The 16071-nt window shown below is 50.4% G+C and carries 15 protein-coding genes; 9 read left to right on the forward strand and 6 right to left on the reverse strand.

Annotation, left to right across the window (positions count from 1 at the left end; all coding sequences use genetic code 11):
* Positions 1-143 precede the first annotated feature (143 nt).
* The 8 genes from tatC to VGJ94_06715 all read left to right on the forward strand — a co-directional run bounded on the left by tatC (position 144) and on the right by VGJ94_06715 (position 7050).
* Complete coding sequence (gene tatC / locus VGJ94_06680; GenBank protein ID HEY3276289.1) at positions 144-884, forward strand: twin-arginine translocase subunit TatC; 741 nt, start codon at positions 144-146, stop codon at positions 882-884.
* Positions 871-2223: a bifunctional UDP-N-acetylglucosamine diphosphorylase/glucosamine-1-phosphate N-acetyltransferase GlmU gene (gene glmU, locus VGJ94_06685; protein HEY3276290.1), complete on the forward strand. Its 1353-nt coding sequence runs from the start codon at positions 871-873 to the stop codon at positions 2221-2223. Before tatC ends, glmU begins: the two co-directional genes overlap by 14 nt.
* On the forward strand, positions 2223-4046 hold the full coding sequence (gene glmS, locus VGJ94_06690) for a glutamine--fructose-6-phosphate transaminase (isomerizing) (GenBank protein HEY3276291.1): 1824 nt from the start codon (positions 2223-2225) through the stop codon (positions 4044-4046). The genes glmU and glmS overlap by 1 nt, the downstream gene beginning before the upstream one ends.
* A gap of 467 nt (positions 4047-4513) precedes the next feature.
* Positions 4514-4750, forward strand: a complete 237-nt coding sequence (locus VGJ94_06695) for a type II toxin-antitoxin system prevent-host-death family antitoxin (protein HEY3276292.1) — start codon at positions 4514-4516, stop codon at positions 4748-4750.
* Positions 4747-5163 (forward strand): type II toxin-antitoxin system VapC family toxin, encoded by a 417-nt coding sequence (locus tag VGJ94_06700; protein HEY3276293.1) that lies wholly within the window; start codon positions 4747-4749, stop codon positions 5161-5163. Before VGJ94_06695 ends, VGJ94_06700 begins: the two co-directional genes overlap by 4 nt.
* Positions 5164-5293: 130 nt before the next feature.
* On the forward strand, positions 5294-6061 hold the full coding sequence (locus VGJ94_06705; protein ID HEY3276294.1) for a molecular chaperone Tir: 768 nt from the start codon (positions 5294-5296) through the stop codon (positions 6059-6061).
* 191 nt (positions 6062-6252) lie between these two features.
* On the forward strand, positions 6253-6534 hold the full coding sequence (locus VGJ94_06710) for a hypothetical protein (protein ID HEY3276295.1): 282 nt from the start codon (positions 6253-6255) through the stop codon (positions 6532-6534).
* Between the two features lie 117 nt (positions 6535-6651).
* Entirely contained in the window at positions 6652-7050 is a 399-nt protein-coding gene (locus tag VGJ94_06715; GenBank protein ID HEY3276296.1) for a hypothetical protein, read from the forward strand.
* Positions 7051-7405: 355 nt separating this feature from the next.
* Here VGJ94_06715 and VGJ94_06720 read toward each other — a convergent pair whose 3' ends face one another.
* From VGJ94_06720 to VGJ94_06745, 6 genes are all read right to left on the reverse strand, one after another.
* Positions 7406-8740: an IS1182 family transposase gene (locus VGJ94_06720; GenBank protein HEY3276297.1), complete on the reverse strand. Its 1335-nt coding sequence runs from the start codon at positions 8738-8740 to the stop codon at positions 7406-7408.
* Between the two features lie 212 nt (positions 8741-8952).
* The gene (locus VGJ94_06725) at positions 8953-9882 is read right to left on the reverse strand and encodes a hypothetical protein (protein ID HEY3276298.1); all 930 of its coding nucleotides are present in this window, start codon (positions 9880-9882) and stop codon (positions 8953-8955) included.
* Positions 9883-10058: 176 nt separating this feature from the next.
* On the reverse strand, positions 10059-10430 hold the full coding sequence (locus VGJ94_06730; protein ID HEY3276299.1) for a hypothetical protein: 372 nt from the start codon (positions 10428-10430) through the stop codon (positions 10059-10061).
* 134 nt (positions 10431-10564) lie between these two features.
* Positions 10565-10864 (reverse strand): hypothetical protein, encoded by a 300-nt coding sequence (locus tag VGJ94_06735; protein HEY3276300.1) that lies wholly within the window; start codon positions 10862-10864, stop codon positions 10565-10567.
* Between the two features lie 171 nt (positions 10865-11035).
* Positions 11036-13405, reverse strand: a complete 2370-nt coding sequence (locus VGJ94_06740) for a DEAD/DEAH box helicase family protein (protein HEY3276301.1) — start codon at positions 13403-13405, stop codon at positions 11036-11038.
* Positions 13398-15359, reverse strand: coding sequence for a site-specific DNA-methyltransferase (locus tag VGJ94_06745; protein HEY3276302.1), 1962 nt, complete (start codon positions 15357-15359; stop codon positions 13398-13400). Before VGJ94_06745 ends, VGJ94_06740 begins: the two co-directional genes overlap by 8 nt.
* Before the next feature lie 474 nt (positions 15360-15833).
* Here VGJ94_06745 and VGJ94_06750 point away from each other — a divergent pair.
* Positions 15834-16071 (forward strand): recombinase family protein (locus VGJ94_06750; GenBank protein HEY3276303.1); only part of this gene is annotated, 238 nt, incomplete at its 3' end.

The raw sequence follows: 16071 nt of genomic DNA on the forward strand, positions 1-16071 counted from the left end.
CCTCCTATGGAGGAGACGGCTTCGGCAGAAACAGATCCGCCAAAGCCTGAAGAAGTGGAAAAAGGTAATCCTGTTCCTTCCGCCGGTCCGGTCGCAGACAACGATACCGGCAAGAAGAGCGATAAGAATGAGACCAAGGCCACATGACCGAGGACAAACTTCCATTTACCTCCCACCTGAAGGAGTTGAGGGATAGGCTTCTCGTCTGCATCATAGCCCTTGCCGTCGCCTTCGTCTTTACCTATTATTTTAAAGAAAAGATGTTCCTCATCCTGATGGAGCCTTTCATAAAGGTCATGCCCGCAAAAAGCTCCTTCATTTTTACCGGCCTTACCGAAGCCTTCATCACTTATTTCAAGATATCCATCGTCATGGCCGTTTTCGTGGGCTCTCCCATCCTCCTTTATGAGATATGGATGTTCGTTGCACCGGGTCTGTATGACAAAGAAAAGAAATATGTCTACCCCTTCATGATATTCGGAAGCCTTTGCTTCATTCTCGGGGCCGTCTTCTGCTATTTTGTAGTCCTCCCCATAAGCTACAAATTTTTCGTGAGCTATGCCGCGGAATTCATCATACCCATGCCCGATCTCAAGAGCTATATGAATCTGACCCTCAAGATGCTCCTCATCTTCGGACTCATATTCGAATTGCCCCTGGCCGCTTTTTTTCTTACCAAGGCCCGTATAATCAACGCGCGCATGCTCTCATCGAAAAGGCGATATGCCATACTCGGCATCTTTATACTGAGCGCGATCATAACCCCGCCCGACCTGGCAAGCCAGTTGCTCATGGTCATACCCCTCTGGGCGCTCTACGAAATCAGTATCCTTATTACACGCATTTTTGGAAAAAGGAAGGAGATCGAAAATGAAGGGGCTTAACGTGGTAATCCTCGCCGCAGGCAAAGGCGAAAGAATGGTATCGAGGAAATCGAAGGTGATGCACGAGGTTATGGGCGCCCCCATGATAGGCCACGTGGTGGAGAGGGCCGAGGAGCTGTCCCCGGAGGCCGTCATAGTCGTGGTAGGCCATGGCAGGGATCAGATTGAAGCCTACCTGAGAGACCGGAGCGTCTCCTTTGCCGTCCAGACGGAGCAGAAAGGCACCGCCCACGCGCTCCTGACTACCCTTCCCTTTCTCCGGGAAGGTCCGGTCCTCGTCCTTTATGGTGATGTACCCTTGATCGAGACCGCCACCTTGAAGAAGTTTATCGATTCCTTCGAGGAGACAGGGGACATCTCCTTCATGATCACCGATGTGGAGAACCCCACCGGGTACGGACGGGTAATCGTCGAAGAGGGAAAGATCAGGCGCATCGTGGAACATAACGACGCCACCGAGGAACAAAGGCGGATCAGGACCATCAATACGGGTATCTGCATATTGCCCCGGAATGCGATAAATCTCGTGGAGACCATAACCCCCGATAACCGGAAAGGGGAATACTATCTCACCGATATCTGCGCCGTGGCCGGGCAATCGGGCAAATCGGTCCGCGCCTACTTCCATCCCACCTCTTCAGAAGTTCTCGGCATCAACAGCCGGCGGGAGCTGATGGGCGCCCACCTCGTGATGAAGGAGCGCATCCTCGACCGCCTTCTCGATAATGGCGTGACCCTGCTCGACCGCAACATTTATATCGAAGCGCGCGTGGTAATCGGCAAAGATACGGTCATATATCCCAACTGCTTCATATCAGGGAATACGGTCATCGGCGAGGACGTGGTCATAGGCCCCAACTCGCTCATCAAAAACTCGACGCTCCGGGATAAGGTCGAAGTGGAGGGTTTTGTCAGCATAGACGGGGCAACCGTCGAGGGAGGCGCCAAGATCGGGCCCTTCGCCCGCCTGAGACCCACGACCACGGTAAAAAAAGGCGCCAAGGTAGGCAATTTCGTGGAAGTCAAGAATTCGATCATAAGCGAGGGCGCCAAGGCAAGTCACCTTTCCTACATCGGAGACGCCGAAGTGGGCCGGGACGTTAACATAGGAGCAGGCACTATTACTTGTAACTATGACGGCAAGAAGAAACACCGGACCGTCCTGGAGGATAACGTCTTTATAGGCAGCAATACCGCTCTCGTAGCGCCCGTCCGGATCGGCAGGAATGCGGTCATCGGCGCGGGCTCCACCATTACGAAGGATGTCCCGGAAGACGCCCTGGGCGTCACACGAGCCCCTCAAAAGCAGGTCGAGGGTTATTCACGGAGGAAGAAATAATGTGCGGGATCGTCGGATATAAGGGAAAGGGAGAAGCGTGCGATCTGCTCATCGACGCGCTGGCGAGACTCGAATACAGGGGATATGATTCAGCCGGCATCGCCATATGGCATGAAGGCAAGATCGAGATAGGCAGGAAGAAGGGGAAGGTTGCGGAGCTGAGCAAGGAGGTATGCGGCGTCGAGACCTTCAAGGGCACCCTTGGGCTTGCCCACACCCGCTGGGCCACCCACGGCACCCCTTCCGAAAAAAATGCCCACCCTCACCGCGCAGGCGATGTAGTGGTCGTCCATAACGGCATTGTCGAAAACTACATGGAGCTCAAGGAAAGGCTCAAAGGCGAAGGCCACAAGTTTCTTTCCGACACCGATACGGAGGTCATCCCTCACCTGATCCTCAATTACCTGGAAAAGAACCTCGATTTCGTCTCCGCCACACGGGCCGCCCTCGATGAGCTGAAAGGCTCCTATGCCCTCGGCATCATCAGGGAAAAAGAAAGGGTCATGATCGCGGCGAAAAAAGAGAGCCCCCTGATCGTAGGCGTCGGCATAGGAGAATATTTCCTTGCCAGCGACGTGCCCGCCATCCTCAACAGGACCAACAGGGTCATATTTCTCGAAGATAACGACATGGCCGTTTTCAGGGACGGGAAAATGCTTATCACCGACGCGGACGGCAACGCGGTGGAGCGCACGGTCCACGAGGTGCACTGGAGCGGCGCCATGGCGGAGAAAGGCGGCTACAAGCACTTCATGCTCAAGGAGATATTCGAGCAGCCCCGGGCCATTTCAGAGACCCTCATAGGCCGCATCAAGGAAGAGAAGGGCCACGTCGAATTCGAAGAACTGAAGCTCCCGGATCTCACAAAGATAAAAAAAATCTGGATGGTTGCCTGCGGAACCTCCTATCACGCATGCATGATCGGCAAGCAGATGTTCGAGGCAAACCTCAGAATACCGGTGGAGACGGATATCGCGTCCGAGTTCAGGTACCGCGACCCCATCATTAACGAAGAGCACATGCTGATCCTCGTCTCCCAATCAGGCGAGACGGCCGATACCATCGCCGCAATGAAAGAAGGGAAGAAGAACGGCGCCTATACGCTCTGCATCTGCAATGTCCTGGGGAGCACCCTCGCCCGCGAATGCAACGGCGTGATCTTCACCCATGCGGGACCGGAGATAGGCGTGGCCTCGACCAAGGCATTCACCACCCAGATCTCGATCTTCTTCCTCCTCATGCTCCACATGGGAAGAAAGCTGGGCCTAATGACGAGCGATGAAGTGAGGACCTTCATAAACGAGATAAAGAAGCTGCCCCATAAGATCCAGACCATCCTGGACCAGGCCCCCGTCACCGAAGAGCTGGCGAGAAAATATATGGGATATAAAGATTTCCTCTACCTGGGCCGGGGCATCAACTACCCCACCGTCCTGGAAGGCGCCCTCAAGCTCAAGGAGATATCCTACATCCACGCGGAGGCCTACGCCGCCGGAGAGATGAAGCACGGCCCCATCGCCCTGATAGACGAGAACCTCCCCATCGTAATTGTCTCTCCCAGGGACCACACCTATAAAAAGACCTGCAGCAACGTGGAAGAGGTAATTACGAGAAGAGGGAAAGCCCTCCTCTTCACCGACGACGGCGCCCACGAGATGTCCGCCAAGGTGGAAGCCACGTTCGTAGTCCCCGAGACGATCTACGAGCTGGAGCCCATACTCGCCATAGTCCCCCTCCAGCTCCTCGCCTACCACATCGCCAATTTCCGAGGGACTGACGTAGACCAGCCGAGGAATTTGGCGAAGAGCGTGACGGTGGAGTAGAGGCAAAAGACGGAAACCAAACATGCATGCTTAAAGCAAAAGCCCTCGCTTTAGCCGGGAGTGTGGAATTGACACAAAAGGCCCATCTGCGGCGCCATGCTCCGCCGGTGCCCTTCGACGTATATTCAATACGCCTGCGGTCCTCCTTGCTCGCCTAGCACCACATATGGACCTTCCGGCCAATTCCACCCTCCACAGCGGGCGGCTCCAAAGGTATCACATTAAATCGTCGCCGCGGCACTGCCTTGTTTTAATATATTCACCGTATCACTCTTCTTATCCATCGTTCGGAACAAGCTGTCGGGCATCAAATGCAAAACTACCATGCCTCCACGAGTCACGGCCACGATATCTAGTGATGTCTCGAGCCACGACCTGACCCGTGTGACCTCCCTGTAAATCCTCTATTGACTGATCCGAACTAGTCTATTATACTAGTTTATATGAACACGAAAAGACAGACCGATATGGTTAGCGCGTTTGATGCAAAAACTCACCTGTCCCATCTCTTGCTGGAAGCAGAGCAAGGCAAGGTCATCACCATAACGAGACGAGGCAAGCCTGTAGCACGCCTGGTCCCCCTGGAAGCTGAAGGAAAGCCAATCGGACCCGAAGAGATTCTTAAGGGGTTCAAAGAGATCCGGGGCCGTGTCAAGGGGAAGGTAGATATCCGCGCGTTTATCGATGAAGGAAGGAAACGGTGACGGAAAGGTGGGTTCTTGACTGCTCTTTTGCCGCCGCACTCGCTCTTCCCGACAAATCTTCATCCCGGGTTCACGCATTTTTCCTTAAGCATTCCGGCGCGGAGACATGGGTTCCCGCGCTGTGGTGGTATGAACTTGCCAACGTATTGGCCGTTGCGGAACGAAGACGCGTCCTTACGCGAGCGGATGTTGAGAACGCAATCTCTCTCTATGGGCAGCTTACTCTCAGGACGGACGAGGCCGAGGGCATAGAGCATGTTCGCAGATTATGCGAGATTACCCGTGCGTACGGGCTGACTGCCTACGACGCTGCTTACCTCGAACTGGCCATGCGCCAAGGAGCCCTCCTGGCTACCCTTGACCATCAACTCCTGGACGCTGCCACAAAAAGTGGTGTAGGAACGTGGAAATAGCCATTGGGATTCAGGTGTAATCTGTCCTTTGTCAGGGGCTGACCCTTCTGCTGACCTTGATAAAGTACCTCGAAATAGGCATTGAAGTTGGTACCACCTGTAAAGAGGCTAAAGGCGAGAGGGAATGACGATGCCTGAAACCAAAATCATAGAGTGCCCTAATCATAATTGTCGCCAGAAATTAAGAATCCCGATCGACAAAACGGATTCGAAAATTAGGTGCCCAAAATGTAGGAATGCCTTTTTTTATTTGGAAGATGATACGGATTCTACGCTCACTACGCTCACTTGGCCCAATGGAACCAGGTATGTGGGAAAGGTCAAAGACGGTACAATGAACGGCGAGGGAACCCTCTATTTTCCCAGCAAAGAGATATATGTGGGAGAATTTAGAGATGGCAAATATAATGGATATGGGACTCATGTTTCTCCAGAAGGGCATAAATATGTAGGGGAGTTTAGAGACGGCACATGTAACGGGCAAGGGACGCTCGCATACTCTGACGGGGAGAAGTATGTGGGAGAGTTTAGAGATGGCAATCCCAACGGGCATGGAACATGTACCTGGGCAAACGATGAGTATGTCGGAGAGGTCAAAAATGGCCGCCCGTCTGGATACGGAGTACGCATGTACTCCAGTGGGGAAAGGTATGTGGGAGGGTTTGAAGATGGCAAGCGAAACGGGCACGGGACTCTTTTCTATCCAGACGGGTCCAAATACACAGGGGAGTTCAGAGGCGACAAATTTAACGGGCACGGGACTTTAGTCTGGCCCGGTGGGGAAAAGTATATAGGAGAGTTCAGAGACCATAAGAGGCACGGACAAGGGCTATTGTCTAAAGCTAACGGTGAGGTACTCTTTCGGGGTCGGTTCACAAATGATAATCCAGTGGTGTGATGGAAAACGGGCAGACGTCCGTGGAAGCTGAGTCTTGATGGGCGACCGGTGGATTATCTCTTGGAGCTGGAAAGGGCAGAGAGACTCTGTTCGGTCCGAAAACTACATAACCTATTTGAAATAAAGAACTTAAGTTCCAGCCTGGTCAAGCCGATAACACAACATACATACGTACAGATAGAAGGAGCGGGATGATGAAAAAAACTTTTACTAGTCTTCTATTCATAGTCTTACTTGCAACCACTATCCTTGGGTATGCCGTAGCTCAAAGAGCGGTAGACCCCCGTATGATCGACATGGAGAAACGCAGATTAGAAGAGATTAAGACGAGGCTGGAAACGTCGTCAAGTAGTTATAGGAGCGGAACTAACCGCCGCCAGCAAAGCCAATCGAGGGAAGATAGGATTGCTGCCGTACAGAGGCAGATTGACGAATTAGACAGAGACCCTGAGTATTATTTCTACAAGAAATAACAAACACCTGAAAGCAGGTTTCGCACGGGCTATAACCCATTAACGGGCGAAGTCGGTCCAGTTATAATCAGAAGGTAACTTCCTGTGGCCTTAAGATAGGAAGGGAAGCGGCTACCGTTGAGTAATCCGAAGGGTGTAATAACCACATTGCAACAAACGAGGAAGAAAAGGATACGTATCATAGCTGTTCCTCCTGGTGAGGCACCCGATCACATTCGCCAGTCATGGGTCAACGTCGCGATTCCACTCTCGCCACCCCCATATGACAAGAAACGCCGTTTCCGCAGTGTTGGGGTAGTTTCAGGTCCAAAGACAATTCTCGGCCTGATCTTCGCTGCAGTGAGAGGCAAGTGTTTCAAATGGGACGGGTATGCAGTGGAGGCGCTCGTGGCAGTTGAAGCCTTGGCTGAGAAGAACGCGGATGCAGCGCAGTGGTGGCGTCAAAATGCGCCTCATCTTATGAGAAAGGGGCAACGCCTTGTTTTCCCTGCCGAGGTTTGCGAGGAGGTGGAGTAGACAAAGTCCCTGACTATCTGTGCGAAGACCTCACCCCTGGAGTCTCGCCTGAGGTCTTTACCCACAATAACCGTGCACTCCCCAGCAATAAAAAGCCGCTGGGATAATCAGAGGGGTCAGCCCTTGACAACGGACAAGTCGTCGGGCACCAAATGCAAACCCCCATACCTCCATGACTTCTGGCTACGATATCCTGTGATGTCTCGTGTCAAGGGCCTGTTGCCCAAATCCCTGTCCCCCTTCTCGCCCGTCCCTGGTGGTTTTACTGCTTTGCATGCCCCGTGTCCTCAGTCCCCGCGGTGCACCGGGCATGGCCGGGTGTTTAGGTAGACTATGTCATCCTTTGCTCCATCATTTAGGTTACTGCCTCCGCCGTCTTGCCTCCGTGCCGGATCAGCGTCTGAATATTCTGGATCGCACACACGAGGTACTCCTGTATCGCAACTTTCCATAGTCCTCTCCAGCGGGCCCTGTCGAACCTGAAGCGGGTACTCCGGGCAAAAGAACGCTCCATGAGGTGCTGGCGGGTTTGCAGGTCTTTCTTCGCCTGATCGGATGTGGCGATCATCATCACAAGATCAAGCTCATCCTTGCGGACAGGTCTTTGCACGGTCCTCTGGCTCCTGCTCCTGGTGCACCCCGGTCTTAAGGGGCAAGATGAACAATCCTTTTTGGAGGCGCCATACTCTATGTTCTGCTTATTCTCATGGACCGTTCGTTTCTTCAAGACCTTCCCTGCCGGGCAGGTATAGGTATCGGTTTCTTTGTGGTAGGTAAACCGGTCTTCCGGGAATATACCTCGCCTGGAGCCGATATGTTCGTTGAGATGCTTTGCGACAGGCATATGGGGATTTATCTCTTTGTCGTGACAAACGAGAAGATTCTCCCCGCTTCCATACTGGCTGTCGGCAACCACCGTACTCACCTTCATGGTGGTATTCGCCTCATGGGTTTCGATGAGAGCTTCCATTTTACGTCCTTCACTGACGGAGCCGGTGGTGACTTCTACGGCGGTGATCACCTCACGAAGAGGATCAACTGCCCTATGGGTCTTATACCGGAGCTTTGCTTTGCCTCCCGCATGACGCACGATCGATGCGTCGGGGTCGGTGGTGGAGATGTGGCGGGCATTTATTCCATTGCCGGGCTCGGCAAGTCTCTTCTCCAACTCCCCATATCCCTCGCTCAAGCGTTTCTTGAGTGAGTCCATATCGACTATGGAATTATTGGACGCATCGGCATCGATCAAGCTTCCGTCCATGAATATCTTCGTTCCGTCGATAAGGCCGGCTTTGACGCACTGCATGACGATGCGCTCAAAGAAACCTTGGAACACCTGTTTTCCCCATCTCTTCCGCGCCTTTGAGAGGACGCTGTGATCGGGGACAGAGGAGGTAAGGGTATATCCTAAGAACCAGAGCCAGTCTAGTCTCTCCGGCACCGTCTCCATGAGTTCCCGCTCGGACCGGACATTATAGAATATCAGGAGAAGCATGAGCTTCAGAAGAACCGGGGGAGGGACGGAGACGTTGCCATTGTCTCCGTACATATCTTCAACTTCCCTGTAGATGAAGTCAAAGTCGATGAGTTCTTTCACCTTCCTTAGCGGATGGTCGGCACGGATTCTATTTTCCAGATTGATGCCATAGATAAACAGATGTTCCTGGGGAGGCTCCTTACGACCCATCATGGCTTCTATCTCCTTGCATTCATGATGAGTTATTGTACCATAGGACAGTTGTAGAATCAGCAATAATGTATACAATTAGGAACAATTTATGAGAAATACAATTATGTGGAAGAGGGATTTGGGCAACAGGCCGTCAGGGGCTGACCCCTCTGCCCTACCGATTTGTCTTATGTTCACACCTACGATCCCGTAAGCCGGAGGTCCAGGCCGGTTTATTTGAAGATGGTTCGCAGCATGTACTCATCGAGTATTTCTGGGTTGCTCCCAAATTGTTTTCTTGCTTCAAAATCTAATAGAAGGCGCAGAAGTATCGTACGAAGAAGGTCATCACACACCGCTGATGCGGTCCTGAGTTCTTCCATCTTAGTAGGCTTGATGGTTGATCCATGAACAATTTTAGACCGAATACCATAGGCGTGTTTGACTTCCCTGTAAGTCTTTATTCGATCATCAGGGCCTTTATGAATGAAACAAGCTACCCGCTCCGACAACTGATGAGACAGTTCCGATTGAGACGTGGCAAATAATGCCTCTAACGCAGAGCAATAGTGTGAGATCCGCATGGCCAGATCTATTTCGCTCCGAGCCGCATCAACGTAGTACACGGCCCGAGAAAAACGGTTTATCCCGGCAACCAATTGCGTTGCTCCGCGATCGAAGGGATGATCATCCAGCGCAATTGCCTCACGATACAGCTTCCGTATTAACTGTAGTTGGTTTCTCGTCAACTCCAAGGGGCGACATTCCCCCCGACAATTTGAGAATCGAAGGGCAATAAAATTACTGCTTACTCTCAAGCCCCGACCATCGGAGTAGAACACATAACCGGTTTCCGTGTTAATGCTGTTGTCAAAATGTAGCCACACTATATTGATGAAAGCTTGAATATGATAAAGTTTGGTGATTAGATATTGTTCTGGGGTGATACCCTCAGGCACATCCTCCACCGAATAAAAGACGGGAACACCGGAACACAAATAATCAAATTCCAGTTTGCCTATGGTTAATTCAAGTCCCTGAACAAAATCTGAAATTACTTTTCTGCTGTTTGTAATTCGTGTATGGTCATCCAGTTTGTCGCCACCACCTAGATCGCAAGCTAAAGTCAGATTGTAAAGTGGGGTTATGAAATTTATTTTCATATCATGATCTTTCTGCCAATAATGAATTTACCGGGAGTAGCTCCCCAGGCTGCTGATTCTGTGCAATAGCGTGTTAGAAGGTTCTTGGCTGCCCATTTGCTTTCAAACCACACTAAAATTAACGCAAGCCCTAACAGGATTAAAAATATCATTTGACGGCGTCCTTCTCGGGAGACTCAAACCTCTGTAAAATGGATAACCATTTGGACATCGGTTCTGCCCGATTTACTCTGATACCTCTTAATAAGAGCGGGTTCCACCGAGTTATTCTTCACTTTGTAGTTCCCATGAAATTTCCAGCTTCCGTTAGGTTGCTTTATGAAAATTGGAACGGGGTCATTTTTCTGGTCCCGGCACAGGATTTCGCTATATTTCTTTTTTTGTGGTCCTTCACCAACCAACAACACCAAAGGCGCCTCAGGGTTCATTTCTTTTCTCATACAGATAGCAACAACCCTATTGCCTGAATGCGAAAGGCAGTCCCGCAGTCCTCCGCCAACGGCGGTCGAAATGTCCTCTCTCGTGTAACTTTCTGTTTTTCTGAACATAAGATCCTCCTAAACGGCGCCGGTCGTGTCTCCAATAAGTAACTTTCCATGAGGGTTCAAAATCTTTATTCTTCAGTGTGCCTACCGTCAAAGGTACAGAATGACGATGTGGCACTCTATTCCAACAAATCGTCCTACCATCGGAATGTAACTGCGACGCCCGGACGATTTGCCAAAAGAGCATAAAGATTGGCAAAGTCCTCCGCTTGGATGCCGACAGCCTGATGAACTTCCCATATCGCGTCTGTATCACCAATTGCAAGTTCGAACACCCCGCAAATCGGAACAGCAACCTTATTCTGTCGATTGGCCGTCTCTATAAGGGTTCGAAGGTCGTCGGAGGCGCCTCGGATCGCAAGCTGCTTCTGATATTCATGGCCCGTGCAAACCTCTCGAATCACACGGGGACCAACCGCCAAAGTAATGAATGCCATTGCATCTCCCTTGACAATTTTTGGGAAGCGGTCATGACAGTCTACCTCCCATGTAGAATCTACTGTGCTCCACGACCTATGAAATTCAGGACAAATTTGTATGTGCTTACCACAAGTACCACTATCTACAGAATGGGCACCAATAATTATCGGGCATACGATGAAAGGGCTCTACTTAAGGCTTTCTTCCACCGCAGATTTAAGATCGATAGCAGGGATAGGCGTTGGGGTTCCAGATTTCATTTTCCAGACTGTATATCCCCCCTTGGTAGCCTTCCCACCAAGCTCCAATTGCTTACCTTCCGAAATGAATCGTACCTGAAGCTTGCTTTTGTTGCCCTCTTTGATGTCGAACAATTTGCGTGCAACGGCATCAGATAACAAGTGACCGCCCTTGGTATCGAGACAGTAAATCATACTTTTCTTCCAGACAATAAAATCGGGGTAGAAGTTAGCGGTATTGCCTTCAGACAGCAGCGGGATATAGAACCCTCCGCTAGAGGGATTTCGATGCCAGACCAACCCCACTACATCGAGAGCTTTAGCGAATGCCAGTTCAAGCCCATTAAATCCGTTATAACGCGCATACAATCCATTCTTGAAAACGGGGGCCTTCTTAGGCACACGTATTGTCCCAAATCTGACTGGAGCTGCGCTTTCATAGGACAGCTCTGAAAATTTATAAAAAGCCGATACGACCTTCTCGCCGAAAGCATCAGCCAATCTATCTGCTATGCTCTGTACTTGCACCCGCACGTCGAACTTAGGATGCTGTAAATCTACCGCCGCTAGAGCCTGTAATGATCGCATACGAATGGCCATTGTTGCCAGCCAGCGTAGCCGCACCGGATTCGTTTGTCCTTCGCTTTTCCATTTTACCGTCCCGCGATCCCTACCGGGCTCGATTAAATCGATCACCTGTGACGCTGTGTGTGCTTCGCCAATGGTGTTCGGGTCGCCCTCGATAAAAATGGGGAATTCATCCTCGATCTCCGCAATGCGCTTTTTGGCAGCCGTAGAATCGACGAAGATACGATGCAATTTTATGGCCACGTCGGTCTTTGGCTCTAGATCTTCCACTGTCACGTTACCGCTAGATGAAAAGTTATCAGTGATTTCAATTGGTGCGCCCTCAGAAAGCAACTTTGCCTTGACACTACCGATAGCGTCAGTGAAGACACGTTGGTTGTCCACGCGAAGAAAGAAGTGCGCGCTATTTAACAATGGGTTTTCGTAGTGCGAGACACCGTATTGTCGCAGTACCCGACCTATAACCTGCTCGACTTGGATAGATGACCCCATGCTTTTGTCGATGTAGGCCAGATAGCATGCTGGATCGTCCCAGCCCTCTTGTAGCGACAGGTTGAAAATGATGTGTTGGAAGTCGCTACTCCGAAACTCGTCGAAGTCGTTCTCGCCCCTGGAAAATAGATTTACTTCCTCCGGTTTGTTCCCCTCGACGAAGCGAAGGTCGGCGTAGATAGCAATATCTTTGGGCAACACCCTTTTTTGTTCCACGAGATAGCGCCAGATACGAATCGGCGGAGCTTTTCGTTGAGCGAAGGGCTTTCTGCCGTCGTCCTTTTCTCCGTCGTCCGCGATGTTAGTTTTGCAGACATAAATCGCTTTCGGCTTGAACCCCAAAGAACGCGCCACAATCTCGTTGTTGAGGGTCGTCAGACGCTTCATGAGGTCATCGATGCAATGCTCCATCGGGGCGGTCGTGCCATCGAATTGGATGGCTTTCTTCACAAGCTGGGCGTTGACAACCTTTTCGCTGCTCACAACAGTTGTGATGAATTGCTCAGCCTCAGCTTGCCCATCGTTGTTGACAGCCCGTAAGGCCTCGAAAGTATTCCGGTCGTCGGATTCCTCGACCCACAAACGGATAGGCTGAATAACCGATTTTTGAAAATTAGCGGGCAGCTTAAGCGTCGCGCTGGCCAATAAATAGGCGTCTGTTTCTAATTCCGTTAGTAGATTGGCTTGCTGTTCGGAAAGGTTGTGCCCTTCATCGTAAACAATCAGAAGCGGCCGGCGTTTTCCGTCATCAGTACGCTCTATAAGCCGGTCCCAAGGAGATTTGTCACCAAATAAATCATTATCGCGTTTGTAGATGTTCAACACGCCTGCGGATTGATCCTTATTATTGAATAGCCCCGTCGTAGTCATTACTAAGAGAGGGGTCGTGGCATCCGTTATCAGCGTCGGGGTCAAATCCTGAATGTTTATGACGCGAAATCCATCTAGGATTTCGTCGTACTTTCCACCTGGTGAAAAATTAGTGAAGGTCTGAGCCACCACTGACCTTGCCTTTGACATCCACAACACAATTGGCTCACCGGAAAAATACATTCTCATGTGCGCTACGGCCTGAGCAAGAATAGGCGTCTTACCCGCCCCTGTAAGCGCTGAGAGTGCCTGAAAAAACGGACGGGGTTTATTGCCTCTCCTGGGACGGTCAGGATGGTTGGCGAAAAACGCGTAGCGATCGGCCATGAGTTTGGCACATTCACTCTGAAATATTTTCGGTTCAAACATCGATTATCTCTTCGTTGTTATATGCGTCAGCACGAGGATTAAAACCGATGTGTTCCAAAACCTTGTCAGGAATCTTGTAAAACTCGACACTTGCCCCAGTATATAGAGCCGTCGAAGCATAGACGTGATAACGCGGGACTAGGTTAGTCGACCTGCCCTCTTTTACAATGGCGTGAAACACACTCCGATTCAGGACGGATGCTGCATCAGCGGCTTCCCACACTAGGTAGAAACCCTCATTTTGGGGATTCACTGCAAAGAGGAATTGATAGGTGCCAACAGGGAAACGCCGGAGGTAGGATTTGGCTTTTTCGGCTTTGTCCCAATAACTGGTGAGCAACAGATCGATCATCTCTTCGCGGGCCAAGGCGTTCACCGCCTCAGCATCAATCTTTTCGCGCTTCAATTCATGAAAACAAAATCCGCCAGGAATGGGAGCGCGGTTTCCCGAAGCCCATTCGCCTGTTATGATGCGTCGTACGCGGTCCGCGGTGAGCGTTTTGGCATAGTGGTCGCCCCGCTCCGTATTGCCCTGCTCGATAAGAATAAAACGTCGCGTCGCGGTGGTTTCTTTGTTCAACTCAAGCAAGGCATGTCCGGTCGTACCAGACCCGGCAAAAGGATCAAGAACAATTCCATCCGGGCGACACCATATTTGAATTATCTTTTTGAACAGTCGCACCGGTTTCACCGTCTTAAATTTGTGCCCTTTACCGACAATCGCATCAAGTTCGTTGATGCCCGTCTGGCTATGGCCGGATTCCTTGTGATTCCATGATTGGCTGTCTATTTCGAGAGGAATCTCGTAATCTTCGGCAGCCCAATAAGTCATCGGAACCTTACCTTGGCGAATCTTATTAAGATGGTTTTTGACAGACGGACCTCCGCCATCTGTAAAGAACAAAGGCGGCCATTGTCCGCGTTCCATAATGGTAAGCGCATGTTTGCGAGCTTCAACAAGTGCCTGCTGCCCAGCAATTGGCTCACCATTGTCGAATTTGCATCCCTTCAAAACAAGCGCCTTTGCTTCACAATGGTCGTCGAGCTTTATGGGGACATATTCACTACCCCATGCTTCAAGTGAGCGTTTCATAGCTGCTGTTTCAATACGCCAATGGCCCTGAGTAGGATAATACATTTTCCCCGTAAATGGCGACTGGATGGCGTAGGTTCCCGTCTTGCGGTATTCGGGGGCTGTGGCATCACCTGACTTCCATGCCCCATCGGGGTCGTTATCGGGGTTGGTGTACCGCGCATTCATAGCTTCGGTACGATCTAACATCCCCGTCTTTGCTCTGTCTAGGATTTTCGCATAGACCAACACGTATTCCGTGGCAGATGACAGACCACCTCGTTTACCGCCGGTGTCGTTCTTTGGCGAGTACGCCTTTTGCCAGTTGATGATACCGATGCGATTTTCTTCTTTAAAGATTTCATCCATCAACATCCCAAGTCTGAACAGCTCCCGATGGTCGATGCAAATAGCAATCACACCACCGGGTTTAAGCATTTCACGCATCATCCAGACACGAGGGGTCATAAATCGAAGCCATTTGCTATGACGCGAGCCGTCGTCCTTGGGCACAAGTTCGCCCAAATCTGGATCATTGGGGTCTTTGTCCCATTTATCATTGTATCGAAAATCTTCACCGGTGTTATACGGCGGATCAGTAAGGATCAAATCGATTTGCCCTCGGTATTTGTACAGTGTTACCATCGTGGACAGGTTCTCGCCATCCCAAATCTCGTTTTCAGGTTGTGGCTTTTCGTCATCAACAGACAATTTTTTTAGAATACGGCTGAGCTTTGGTTTCACTTGGCGGATGATCTGCCACGGAGCTGTACGCCCCGTGTAGTTCATGATGATCCCGTCTCGTCCGGCACCTGCAAGAGCCGTCTCTTGCTCTTTAAGCAACCGGATGAGTGTAGCCTGCGGTAGTTGTTCGTAATCCATTGATCCCTCGACTATCGATTCCATATCACAGACATAGCCTTCAAGTTTGGTAGACGTATTGGCCATGTATTTTAGCGGAGAGGCTTAATGATATCGTGAAAGACATCCATTGTTCCTCTTCCCTCACTTGTTTGCTGCACAGTATACCACGTATTGTGCGCCGGCTTTCTACATAATTCGAGAAAAAAACTCGTTGGTTCTGTTCTTGAGCGCCTTGTGACGAAGTCCAGTAAATTACTGCGAATGTAGAAAATCCACAAGCAAGCAAATGTAGGAAATGTCCGAATTGTTATGACAAAACTCCGCTTCTTCTTTTCACAAGAGGCCTCTGACTACCACTTGATCCTGTTGTTACCAGCTTAACCACCGTCTTTTTATCTTATTTATTAATATATAATAATATTTATTTATTAATATGTGCTAAATAATTAAACATGAAGCATGCTTATATTTTGAATAAAGGGAGAGCGTGAAATGGCTATATGGGGCTATGTGAGGGTCAGCATGGACCACCAGTATATTGAGAATCAGAAGCTCAGCATATTGGAGTATGCGAATCGGAGACACCTGCCCATCGATAAGTGGATAGAGGCGAAAACAAGTTCCCATAAATCCACCAAGGGAAGAAGAATAGACGAAATGCTTGCTCTTCTGCGGGAAGGCGACACGGTGATCGTGACCGAACTCTCCAAGCTCGGGATATCACTAGGTC

This window comes from Syntrophorhabdaceae bacterium, from assembly GCA_036504895.1.
In the GTDB taxonomy this organism is placed as follows: Bacteria; Desulfobacterota; Syntrophorhabdia; order Syntrophorhabdales; family Syntrophorhabdaceae; genus PNOM01.